Origin of the sequence: Kitasatospora sp. NPDC059722 (genome assembly GCF_042733235.1) — a bacterium.
Classification (GTDB): Bacteria; Actinomycetota; Actinomycetes; order Streptomycetales; family Streptomycetaceae; genus Kitasatospora.
This window is the reverse complement of sequence record NZ_JBHWGD010000012.1, coordinates 150,855-162,066: the sequence shown is the minus strand read 5'-3', so window position 1 is coordinate 162,066 and position 11,212 is coordinate 150,855. Positions and strand designations below refer to the sequence as shown.

The 11,212-nt window shown below is 73.7% G+C and carries 10 protein-coding genes; 6 read left to right on the top strand and 4 right to left on the bottom strand.

The window, feature by feature from the left end; genetic code table 11:
- A partial coding sequence (locus ACFV4F_RS10860; protein WP_380501597.1) for a ComF family protein occupies nt 1-797 on the bottom strand: 797 nt, incomplete at its 3' end.
- Between the two features lie 370 nt (nt 798-1,167).
- On the opposite strand from ACFV4F_RS10860, the gene hpf reads away from it, so the two are divergent.
- Both hpf and ACFV4F_RS10850 read left to right on the top strand, forming a co-directional pair.
- On the top strand, nt 1,168-1,866 hold the full coding sequence (gene hpf, locus ACFV4F_RS10855) for a ribosome hibernation-promoting factor, HPF/YfiA family (RefSeq protein ID WP_380435437.1): 699 nt from the start codon (nt 1,168-1,170) through the stop codon (nt 1,864-1,866).
- A gap of 215 nt (nt 1,867-2,081) precedes the next feature.
- Nucleotides 2,082-2,840, top strand: coding sequence for a response regulator (locus ACFV4F_RS10850; RefSeq protein WP_380435436.1), 759 nt, complete (start codon nt 2,082-2,084; stop codon nt 2,838-2,840).
- A 44-nt stretch (nt 2,841-2,884) separates the two neighbouring features.
- Here the strand turns inward: ACFV4F_RS10850 and ACFV4F_RS10845 are convergent, their stop codons facing one another.
- Both ACFV4F_RS10845 and ACFV4F_RS10840 read right to left on the bottom strand, forming a co-directional pair.
- A complete protein-coding gene (locus ACFV4F_RS10845) occupies nt 2,885-4,081 on the bottom strand; it encodes a winged helix-turn-helix domain-containing protein (RefSeq protein WP_380501595.1) in 1,197 nt (398 codons plus the stop codon).
- Nucleotides 4,082-4,158: 77 nt separating this feature from the next.
- Complete coding sequence (locus ACFV4F_RS10840; protein WP_380435434.1) at nt 4,159-4,716, bottom strand: GNAT family N-acetyltransferase; 558 nt, start codon at nt 4,714-4,716, stop codon at nt 4,159-4,161.
- A 241-nt stretch (nt 4,717-4,957) separates the two neighbouring features.
- On the opposite strand from ACFV4F_RS10840, the gene secA reads away from it, so the two are divergent.
- Nucleotides 4,958-7,720 carry a preprotein translocase subunit SecA gene (gene secA, locus ACFV4F_RS10835; RefSeq protein WP_380435433.1) on the top strand — a complete coding sequence of 921 codons (2,763 nt, stop codon included), beginning with the start codon at nt 4,958-4,960 and terminating at the stop codon, nt 7,718-7,720.
- A gap of 59 nt (nt 7,721-7,779) precedes the next feature.
- Here the strand turns inward: secA and ACFV4F_RS10830 are convergent, their stop codons facing one another.
- The gene (locus tag ACFV4F_RS10830; RefSeq protein WP_380498987.1) at nt 7,780-8,274 is read right to left on the bottom strand and encodes an Rv3235 family protein; all 495 of its coding nucleotides are present in this window, start codon (nt 8,272-8,274) and stop codon (nt 7,780-7,782) included.
- Nucleotides 8,275-8,718: 444 nt separating this feature from the next.
- Between ACFV4F_RS10830 and ACFV4F_RS10825 the strand changes: the two genes are divergently transcribed.
- From ACFV4F_RS10825 to ACFV4F_RS10815, 3 genes are all read left to right on the top strand, one after another.
- The gene (locus tag ACFV4F_RS10825; RefSeq protein ID WP_380501593.1) at nt 8,719-9,780 is read left to right on the top strand and encodes a patatin-like phospholipase family protein; all 1,062 of its coding nucleotides are present in this window, start codon (nt 8,719-8,721) and stop codon (nt 9,778-9,780) included.
- Nucleotides 9,781-9,896: 116 nt separating this feature from the next.
- Nucleotides 9,897-10,406 (top strand): DUF6912 family protein, encoded by a 510-nt coding sequence (locus tag ACFV4F_RS10820; protein ID WP_380435430.1) that lies wholly within the window; start codon nt 9,897-9,899, stop codon nt 10,404-10,406.
- 82 nt (nt 10,407-10,488) lie between these two features.
- Nucleotides 10,489-11,145: an HAD family hydrolase gene (locus tag ACFV4F_RS10815; RefSeq protein ID WP_380501591.1), complete on the top strand. Its 657-nt coding sequence runs from the start codon at nt 10,489-10,491 to the stop codon at nt 11,143-11,145.
- Nucleotides 11,146-11,212: the final 67 nt, after the last annotated feature.

Here is an 11,212-nt window from a genome sequence, read left to right as displayed (position 1 = left end):
GCGGGCTCTCCCATTACTCCCCGCGGGCCGCCCCCCGGGCGCCCGCGCCGGCGGGGGCCCCCCGCGCGGCCCCCCGCGGGGCCCGGCCGGGCGCCCCCCGCCGCGACGGTGGCCGCCGCGCCGGCCGGCAGACCGGCCGCGGCCAGTGCCCGCGCGGCCTCGGCGAGACTGGCACCGGTGGTCACCAGGTCGTCCACCAGGACTGGTTGACGGCCCGCCAGGCTCCGGTGCGCGCGCGGCAGGACGGTGAGCGCGCCGTGCAGGTTGCGCCGGCGCTCGGCCGCGGTCAGTTCGGCCTGGTCGGCGACCGGGCGGGTGTGGCGCAGCAGCGGTGCGGCCCTGACGTCCAGGCCGGTCCGGCGCAGTGAGCGCGCCGCGGCCGCGGCCAGCCGGAGCGTCGGGTCGTGGCCGCGGGCGCGGACGGCGGCCCGGGTGGAGGGCATCGGCACCAGCAGCAGCGGCGCGAGCCCGGCGCGCGGCCCGAGCGCCGAGCGCACCGCCCGGCCGAGGGCTTCGCCGAGGGGGCCGGCCAGTCGCAGGGCGCCGCGTTCCTTGTGGGCGAGCAGCAACTGCCGGACCGGGTCGGCGTACGGTGCCGCGGCGTGCGCCCAGGGCAGCAGCGTGGGGCCGGGCCGGGAGGCGCCCAGGGCGTGCCGGCACGCGGGGCAGAGCTGGGTGCGGTCGGTGCCGCAGCCGGCGCAGTGCGTGGGCAGCAGGACGTCCAGCAGGTCGGCCAGTGCGTGGCCGAACGGCCCGTGCGGGGAGGGCGGGTGGACGGGTCCGGTGGTGGGTGGCACGACTGCTCCTGGCGGCGGCAGGCACGAAGAGTGAGCAAAGGATGCGCCGTACGGGGGGTGTTGTCCAGGTATTCACCCATGCTTCACTCCTAGGAGGGTAAACAGGGTGCAACAGCTTGACCGTTCACCCACCGCTCCTGGCCCATGCCCACGACCGAGCCTGGGGAGGCGAAAACCCCGTGTGAGGTGTTCGATAAAGCTTCAAGGGGTTTCAACCGTCCCTGGTGGGGAGGAAGTGAGGTGAGGGCCAGTCGTTCCCGCCGCTGGCGGTGGGGGCGGGGGGCCGGCAGTGGATGGGCTGGTCCAGCTGGGTCTCAGTCCGGTCCGGTAGCACCCGGATCGGCGTCAGCACGAGGGATCGGAGTTCTGCGTGGACATCGTCGTCAAGGGCCGCAAGACCGAGGTGCCCAAGAGGTTCCGCGAGCACGTGGCCGAGAAGCTGGAGAAGGTCCAGAAGTTCGACGGCAAGGTGATCAGCCTCGACGTCGAGGTGTCCAAGGAGCACAACCCGCGGCAGGCCGACCGGTCCGAGCGGGTGGAGATCACCCTCCGTACCCGTGGGCCGGTGATCCGGGCCGAAGCCGCCGCCGGGGACCCGTACGCGGCGCTCGACCTGGCCTCGGCGAAGCTCGACGCCCAGCTGCGCAAGTCCGCGGACCGGCGTCGGGTGCACAAGGGCGGCAACGGCCGCACCCCGATCAGCGTCGCCGAGGCGACCGCGGCCCTCGCCGGGCTGCCGGAGCCGGCGGCGCCGGAGAGCGAGACCAACGGGGCCGTCCGCAAGACCATGATGGGATCCCTGGAAGTGGAGGGCGAAGGCCCGCTGGTGGTCCGGGAGAAGACCCACCCGGCCGCCCCCATGGCGCTGGACCAGGCGCTCTACGAGATGGAGCTGGTCGGCCACGACTTCTACCTGTTCGTGGAGAAGGACAGCGGCCTGCCGAGCGTCGTCTACCGCCGGCACGGCTACCACTACGGTGTGATCCACCTGCAGACCGACCCCGCCGCCCAGTCGGCGGGCGGCGGCGCGGGTGGCGCGATCGGCGGAGCCGACGACGACGAGGACTGACCGTCCGGAGCGATGAACGGGTGACCCCGGCGGCCGCGGCCGCCGGGGTCACCGGCGTTCCGGGGGCCGTCCGCGGTCGAACGTCGGTCGAGCGCGGTCGCGGGCCGTGGTGGAGGGGTCACTCGTTGCGGGGGAATCGGCATCGGAGGGTGACCGTTGCGTGGCCGCGGCGTGGAATGATTGGCGCACGACGTCCCGCGAAGGGGGAGGAGCGGATGGGGGATCACTTCGGGCTGGGGCCCGCTGGGGGGCCGGTTGCCGGACTGTCCCCGGGAGCGGGCGAGGAGCTCGCGTACGCACCGCGCCGGGGTGAGCCGATCCGCGTGCTGGTGGTGGACGACCACGCGCTCTTCCGCCGCGGGCTGGAGATCGTGCTCGCCGAGGAGCCGGACATCAAGGTCGTCGGCGAGGCGGGGGACGGCGCCGAGGCCGTGCTGAAGGCCGCCGACCTGCTGCCCGACATCATCCTGATGGACGTCCGGATGCCGCGCCGCAGCGGGATCGAGGCGTGCACGGCGATCAAGGACGTGGCACCCAGCACCAAGATCATCATGCTGACGATAAGCGACGAGGAGGCCGACCTCTACGAGGCGATCAAGGCGGGCGCCACCGGCTACCTGCTGAAGGAGATCTCCACCGACGAGGTCGCCACCGCGATCCGCGCCGTCGCCGACGGGCAGTCGCAGATCAGCCCGTCGATGGCCTCCAAGCTGCTCACCGAGTTCAAGTCGATGATCCAGCGCCGCTCCGACGACCGGGACCTGGTACCCGCGCCCCGGCTCACCGACCGGGAACTGGAGGTGCTCAAACTGGTGGCGACCGGGATGAACAACCGGGAGATCGCCAAGGAGCTGTTCATCAGCGAGAACACCGTCAAGAACCACGTGCGCAACATCCTGGAGAAGCTGCAGCTCCACTCCCGGATGGAGGCCGTGGTCTACGCGATGCGCGAGAAGATCCTCGAAATAGGGTGACGCGGCGCGCGGCGGCCGGGGCTCCCCCCGGCCACCGGGCGTGCTCACGCCGCGAGCAGCTTCTCCAGCGCGGGGCGCAGCCGCTCGTCGTGCAGCGCCTCCACCCGCACGGCGTCGCAGCCCACCCAGGAGGCCGCCTCGCGCAGCGCCGTCGCCAGTGCCCCGACGTGCCGGGCGGAGTCGAGCGAGACCTGGCGGGCGACCAGGGTGCGCCCCTCGCGGGCCGGGTCCACCCGGCCGACCAGGCGCCCGCCGGCGAGCAGGGGCATGGCGAAGTAGCCGTGCACCCGCTTGTGCTTGGGGGTGTAGGCCTCCAGGCGGTGCGTCATGCCGAAGACGCGCTCGGTGCGCGCGCGGTCCCAGACCAGGGAGTCGAACGGCGAGAGCAGCGTGGTGCGGTGGCGTCCGCGCGGCGGGGCGGCGGCCAGCGCGGCGGGATCGGCCCAGGCGGGAGCCGCGGTGCCGTCGGGGCCCCAGCCGGCCACCTCGACCGGGACGAGGCCGGTGTCGGCGAGGACCGGGTCCAACTCCTCGGCGCGCAGCCGGTGGTAGTCCAGCAGGTCGGCCCGGGTGGCCACGCCGAGGGCGGCGCCGGCCTGGGCGACCAGGGTGCGGACGCAGTCCGCGTCGGTCGGATCCTGCCCGAACAGGGCGTCGGGGACGGCCTGTTCGGCCAGCGCGTAGACCCGCTTCCAACTCCGGCGCTCGGTGCAGACCACGTCGCCGAAGGCCAGGGCGCGCTCGACCGCGATCTTGGTGTCGGACCAGTCCCACCACTCGGCCGTCTTCTTCGCGCCGCCCAGCTCGGTGGACGTCAACGGCCCCTCGGCGCGCAGCTTGTCGAGCACGTGCCGGTACGTTTCGGGCGAGACCTGGTGACCCCAGAGGTGGCCGCGGTCGCGGTAGCGGCGGCGGCGGAACGCGAACAGCGGCCACTCCTCGACCGGCAGGACGCAGGCCGCGTGCGACCAGTACTCGAAGCTGGTGCCGTGGCCCCAGTACGCGGCCTCGACGGCGGGCCGGCCGACCGCGCCGAGCCGGGCGTACGGGACCAGTTCGTGCGAGCGGGCCAGCACGGAGATCGTGTCCAACTGGACGGCGCCCAGGTGCCGCAGCACGCCGCGCACCCCGGCCCGCCGGTCCGGCGCACCGAGCAGGCCCTGCGCGCGCAGGGCGATCCGGCGGGCGTCGTCGACACTCAGGACGGCGACGGGGGAGCTGGGGGCGGGCGCGGAGCTCATGCCGGGGAGCGTAACGCCCGGCACCGACAGCGGCCGGGCCCGGCCGGGCCCGGTGGCGCGGCCGGCGGCGGGCCGGCTCAGGCCAGGTCGGACGGGAGCAGCGAGGCGACCCAGGAGTCGTGGAAGACGCCGCGCTGCTCGGCGTACGAGCGCAGCGTGCCCTCGAAGCGGTAGCCGACCCGCTCGGCGACGGCGCGGGAGCCGTCGTTGCCGACGTAGGCGAGCCACTGGAGGCGGCGGACGCCGAGCTCGGTGAGGGCCCAGCGGGCGACCTCGCGGGCCGCCTCGACGGTGTAGCCGCGGCCGCGCTGCTCCTTCGCCGTCCACCAGCCGACGGAGGCGGCGGCCGGGTCGGCGGCGAAGCGGGACACCGACTGGGTGCCGACCAGGCGCCCGGTGGCGCGGTCGGTCACGCACCAGATGTACTCGGAGCCGTCGCGCAGCCCGTTCGGGGCCAGTGTGCGGACGAAGAACTCCGCGTCCTCGCGCCGGTAGGGGACCGGCACCACCGTCCAGCGCTGGATCTCCTCGTCCTGGCAGGCGGCGAGGACCGCGTCGATGTCCGACTCCTGCGGGGCGCGCAGGACGAGTCGCTCGGTGGTGAGGGTGACGGGCGTGGTCCGGAGTTCTTCCATGCCCGGATTATTCCGCGCCAAGCGGAGGGCGGACATCCGAATATTCCGCCAACTCGGCGGGGCCGGGACCGTTTTGCCCCGGTGGGCGGTGCTATCGGTCGGGCGCCCGCGCGAGTGACACGGGAATACCGTGCTGACGCACCTCCCGGGGCATTGGACTCCTCGCATACGATGGCCCGTGCGGTGGGGTGAACCCGTCGTGCAGTCGTCCAGTGCCAATACAGGCAAGGAGCCCGCTCTAGTGTCCGTCTTCGACAAGATCCTGCGCGCCGGCGAAGGCAAGATCCTTCGCAAGCTGCAGCGGATTGCTGCCCAGGTCAACTCCATCGAAGAGGACTTCGTCAACCTCACCGACGCGGAGCTGCGGGCACTGACCGACGAGTACAAGCAGCGGCTCGTCGACGGGGAGTCCCTGGACGACATCCTCCCCGAGGCGTTCGCCACCGTCCGCGAGGCCGCCAAGCGCGTCCTCGGCCAGCGGCACTACGACGTCCAGCTCATGGGCGGCGCCGCGCTGCACTTCGGCTACGTCGCCGAGATGCGCACCGGTGAGGGCAAGACCCTCGTCGGCACCCTGCCCGCGTACCTGAACGCGCTCACCGGCAAGGGCGTCCACCTGATCACCGTCAACGACTACCTCGCCGAGCGCGACTCGGAGTGGATGGGCCGGGTGCACCGCTTCCTCGGCCTCGAAGTCGGCGTGATCCTGGGCAACATGACGCCCGCCGAGCGCAAGCGCCAGTACGCGATGGACATCACGTACGGCACCAACAACGAGTTCGGCTTCGACTACCTGCGCGACAACATGGCCTGGTCGAAGGACGAACTCGTCCAGCGCGGCCACAACTTCGCGGTGGTCGACGAGGTCGACTCGATCCTCATCGACGAGGCCCGCACCCCGCTGATCATCTCCGGCCCGGCCGACCAGGCGACCAAGTGGTACGCCGACTTCGCCAAGCTGGTGCAGCGCCTGAAGATCGACCGCGACTACGAGGTCGACGAGAAGAAGCGCACCGTCGGCATCCTGGAGGAGGGTGTCACCCGGGTCGAGGACTACCTCGGCATCGACAACCTCTACGAGTCGGTGAACACCCCGCTGGTCGGCTTCCTGAACAACGCCATCAAGGCCAAGGAGCTGTACAAGGCGGACAAGGACTACGTCGTCATGAACGGCGAAGTCATGATCGTCGACGAGCACACCGGCCGCATCCTGGCCGGCCGCCGCTACAACGAGGGCATGCACCAGGCGATCGAGGCCAAGGAGGGGGTGGAGGTCCAGAACGAGAACCAGACCCTGGCCACCATCACCCTGCAGAACTTCTTCCGCCTGTACGACAAGCTCTCCGGCATGACCGGTACCGGCACCACCGAGGCCGCCGAGTTCCACCAGATCTACAAGCTCGGCGTCGTGCCGATCCCGACCAACAAGACGCCGCTGCGCATCGACCAGCCCGACCTGATCTACAAGTCGGAGCCGGCCAAGTTCGCCGCCGTCGTCGAGGACATCGCCGAGAAGCACGAGAAGGGCCAGCCGGTGCTGGTCGGCACCGTGTCGGTCGAGAAGTCCGAGTACCTGTCGCAGGAGCTGCGCAAGCGCGGCATCCCGCACGAGGTGCTGAACGCCAAGCACCACGAGCGCGAGGCGCAGATCGTCGCGCAGGCCGGCCGCAAGGGCGCCGTCACCGTCGCCACCAACATGGCCGGCCGCGGCACCGACATCATGCTCGGCGGCAACCCGGACCACCTCGCGGCGGCCGAGCTGGCCCAGCGCGGGCTCTCCGCCGGGGACAACCCGGACGAGTACGAGGCCGCGTTCCCGGCCGCGCTGGAGAAGGCCAAGGCCTCGGTCAAGGCCGAGCAGGACGAGGTCAAGGAGGCCGGTGGCCTCTACGTCCTCGGCACCGAGCGGCACGAGTCCCGCCGGATCGACAACCAGCTGCGCGGCCGCTCCGGCCGTCAGGGCGACCCGGGCGAGTCCCGCTTCTACCTGTCGCTCGGCGACGACCTGATGCGCCTGTTCAAGGCCGGCATGGTCGAGCGCGTGCTCTCGATGGCCAACGTGCCCGAGGACGTGCCGATCGAGTCGAAGATGGTCACCCGGGCGATCGCCTCCGCGCAGACCCAGGTCGAGCAGCAGAACTTCGAGATCCGCAAGAACGTCCTGAAGTACGACGAGGTGCTGAACCGCCAGCGCGAGGTCATCTACGGCGAGCGCCGCCGCGTCCTGGAGGGCGAGGACCTGCAGGAGCAGGTCGGCCACTTCATGGACGACACCGTCGAGGCCTACGTCAAGGCGGCCACCGGCGAGGGCTTCGAGGACGACTGGGACCTGGAGAAGCTCTGGTCCGCGCTCAAGCAGCTCTACCCGCTCGCCCTGGACCTCGGGGAGCTGGAGGAGGAGGCGGGCGGCTCCGGCGGCCTGACCTCCGAGTTCCTCACCAAGGTCGTCCAGGAGGACATCCAGGCGCAGTACGGCGCCCGCGAGGACCAGCTCGGCGAGGAGATCATGCGCGAGCTGGAGCGCCGGGTCGTCCTGTCGGTGCTGGATCGCCGCTGGCGCGAGCACCTCTACGAGATGGACTACCTCCAGGAGGGCATCGGCCTGCGGGCCATGGCGCAGCGCGACCCGCTGATCGAGTACCAGCGCGAGGGCTTCGACATGTTCACCGCGATGATGGAGGGCATCAAGGAGGAGTCCGTCGGCTACCTGTTCAACCTGGAGGTCCAGGTCGAGCAGCAGGTCGAGGAGGTCCCGGTCGAGGACGCCGAGGTGGTGCTCGACAAGCTGGAGAAGGACGCCGCCCGCCCGGAGATCAAGGCCAAGGGCCTGGAGGCCCCGAAGCCGCAGCGGCTGCACTACACGGCCCCCTCGGACGAGATCGGCGGCGGCGTGGTCGAGGGCGACTTCGACGACCTCGCGGCGGAGGACGAGGGCGACGGCCTGACCCGCGCCGAGCGCCGCAAGGCCGCGAAGTCGGCCAAGGGGCGCCGCCGCAAGGCCTGAGCCGCCACCGCGCCACAGCACAGGGCGCCGTTCCCGTACGGGGGCGGCGCCCTGCGCCGTCACCGGGCCTCCACGGCGGTGCACTGCCACTGACCGGCCGGGCCGCGCTGTTCGAGGCGGAAGGCCACCATGTGGTGCCGCCGGCCGAGGTCGACCCGCACGCACGCCTCGACGGCGTCGGGCGAGGGCGATCTGTCGTGCACCGGGCCCAGGCGCGGCCGGGCGCCGGCGCCGGCGCGGCGCAGGGCGCCCGTGCGGACGAGGGAGGCGAGCTGGCCGTAGCCGTCCAGGCTGGTGTGCCGCATCAGCTGGCCGGACGGGCGGGCGCCGGTGAGCACCTCGACGAGCCGGTGCGCGAAGCGCGCCGCGAGTGCGCGGGGGTCGTGCCCGGGCGGGGCGCCGGCGCAGTCGGCCCGGGGGTGCCGGGGCCGCCGCCCGGCGGGGTGCGGTGCGCCGTCGTGCAGGTGGCGGTGGGGGCGGGCGGCGAGCGGTGGGGTCACGGGTGTCTCCTCGGGGCCGGGCGGGCGGGCGGTGGTGCTCCGGGGCGTGGTCACGGGGGCTTCCTCGGGTGGACGGCGGGGGTGGACGGCAGGGCTGGACGGCGGGGCTGGACGGCGGGGGGTGGGCGCGGACGGGTCGGGGGGTGCTTCCTCGGGCGAGTGGTGCGGGTACGGACGGGTCCTTGGTAGCGGCGGTCGGGAGGGGGCGGCAAGGGGATTGCGCAACCGTGGGGAGCGGAGGGTGAAGTTCACCTATCCGGGCGAACGGCCCGTTGCGGCGGCGGCCTCCCGGGCCGTCCCGGAGGCACGCGGTTGACGTGCGACGACGGGCGGGTAGGCCCGAAAGGGGACGGCCGCGTTCGCCGGTCCGGGTGGTGCGGCCGGGGTCACGCGTTGCGGCGGTCCGCGGTCGGCGCGCAGGATCGGATCCTGACCGGGAACCGCGGGAGCGGGCGCGACGCCCCACGACGACAGGCGGCCGGCATGACGACACCCGGCATGACGACACGGGCAGCAGCGGCGCAGTCCCCGGCCCGGACGGGTGCCGCCCGGGGAGCACCCCGGCGCGGGCTGGTCCTGGGCGGCGGCGGCATGCTCGGCGCGGCCTGGACGGTCGGCGCGCTGTGCGCCGTCGAGGAGGCGACCGGCCGGCGCCCCGGCGACGCCGATGTGCTGCTGGGCACCTCGGCCGGCTCCATCCTCGGCGCGCTGCTCGCCGCCGGCGTGCCGGTCGACCAGCTGCGCGACCACCAGCGCGGACTGCCGCTCACCGAGGGCCCGCTGGCCGGCGTGGCCTTCGACTACGAGACGGCCGTCGGCGGCGCCCTGCCGCCCCGGCCGCGGGCCGGGATCGGCTCGCCGGGCCTCCTGCGGGACGCCGTCCGCCACCCGCGCGAGTACCCGCTGCTGACCATGGTGTCGGCGGTGGCGCCGCACGGCCGCGGCTCGCTCGCCCCGGTCGGCGCGCTGGTCCGCGACCTGCACGGGCCGGGCGGCTGGCCGGCCGGCTCCGCGCTGCGGGTCGCGGCCGTGGACTACCGCAGCGGCCACCGGGTGGTCTTCGGCGACCCGGACGCCCCGGCGGTCGCCATCGCGGACGCAGTGATGGCCTCCTGCGCGATCCCCGGCTGGTTCGCGCCCGTGCGCCTGGACGGCTCGGCGTACGTGGACGGCGGCTGCTGGTCGGCCACCAACGCCGACCTGCTGCTCGGCCGCGGTCTGGACGAGGCGTACGTGCTCGCCCCGATGGCCCTGCGCCTGCACCCCCGCGCCGGGCGCGCCGACCGCGGCACCCTCGCCGCGCTGCACGAGTGGCGCGCCCGCGACCGCCCGCGCGGCGTGCTGGCCCAGGTGGTCAGCCGCTACCGCCGCGCGGTGACCAGGCAGCTGCTGCGCGAGGCCGCGCTGCTGCGGGCGGAGGGCGTGCGGGTGCGGCTGCTCGCGCCGACGCCGGCGGACCTGGCGGCGATGGGTCCGAACATGATGGACCCGGCCCGCCGCGGCGCGGTGCTGGAGAGCGCGCTGCGCACCAGCCGGGAGGCGCTGGCGGCGGCGCGCTGATCCGCGGCCCGCCGATCCGGCGGGACGTGATCACGGCGGGCGCCCGGCGCTTATTCTTGGGGGCGCTGGAAGCTGTGCCGCTGGACGAACGCTGGACGAACCGGAGAGTGCCACCGATGCGCGTGTACGTGCCCACCACCCTGACCGGCCTGGCGGCGGCGCACCCGGGCGGCGTCCTGGACGAGACCGCGGCGTACGCCGTGACGCCCGCGCTGCGCGAGTGGTACGTCAGCGACGACATCGAGGAGCTGGAGTACGCGGCGCTGAACCGGGCCGCGCAGTCCTCGCTGCGGCTGCTGGCCGCCGATCCCGACGCGCCGCGCCGGCGCGTCGTGGTGGCGCTGGACGTGGCGGACTCCGCCGTGCGGCCCTTCCCCGGCGACGAGTACCAGGACCAGGCCTCGCTGGGCCGCGTGGTGCTGGCCGGCCCGGTGAAGCTCGCGAAGGCGGCGGCCGTGCACGCGGACGTCTCCGACGACGAGGTGCTCGCGGACGTGACGGCGGCCGTGGCCGCGGTGGCCGCCGCCGACGAGGGGGACCAGGACGCCCAGTTCACCGTGGACGGCGCCGAGGACCACGACCTGCTCTGGTTCGCGACCCAGGAGATCCCCGGGCTCCTCGCCTGATCACCCGCCTGCCCGCCCGCGGCCGCCCCTGCGTGAGCCCCGTCCTATCGGCCCGTCGGTGCCCGGAGTTACCGTTCGGATCGTGCGTAATCACATCGTCTGGGACTGGAACGGCACGCTCTTCCACGACATGGAGGCGGTGCTCGGAGCGAGCAACGCCGCGTTCGCGACCATCGGCGTCGGGCCGATGACCATGCAGGAGTACCGCGAGCAGTACGAGATCCCGATCCCCCGCTTCTACGAGCGCCTGCTCGGCCGCATGCCGTCCCGGGCCGAGTGGCTCCGCCTCGACGACGCCTTCCACGACCGCTACCGCGAGCTGAGTCCGGCCTGCGGCCTGACCGACGGCGTGCGCGAGCTGCTGTCGGGCTGGCAGGAGGCGGGGCACAGCCAGTCCCTGCTGTCGATGTACGAGCACGACAAGCTCGTGCCGCTGGTCGACGGCTTCGGCCTGACCGGCACCTTCCTGCGCGTGGACGGCCGCAGCGGCCCCTCCGGCGGGCAGAAGGGCGAGCAGCTGGTCCGCCACCTGGCGGCCCTCGGCGAGCGCGTGGACCCCGCCCGTACGGTCCTCATCGGGGACGCCGCGGACGACGCCCTCGCGGCGATCGGCGCGGGCGCGCACGCCGTGCTGTACACCGGCGGCTCGCACACCAGGGAGAAGCTGGAGCCGGTCGGCGTGCCCGTCGTGGACACCCTCGCGGAGGCGGTCGAGCTGGCCGGACGGCTGACGGCCTGAGCTGCGGCGATGCCGCCGTCCTGACGGCGGACGTGGCGCGCGCCACGTCCGCCGTTGGCGTGTCTGG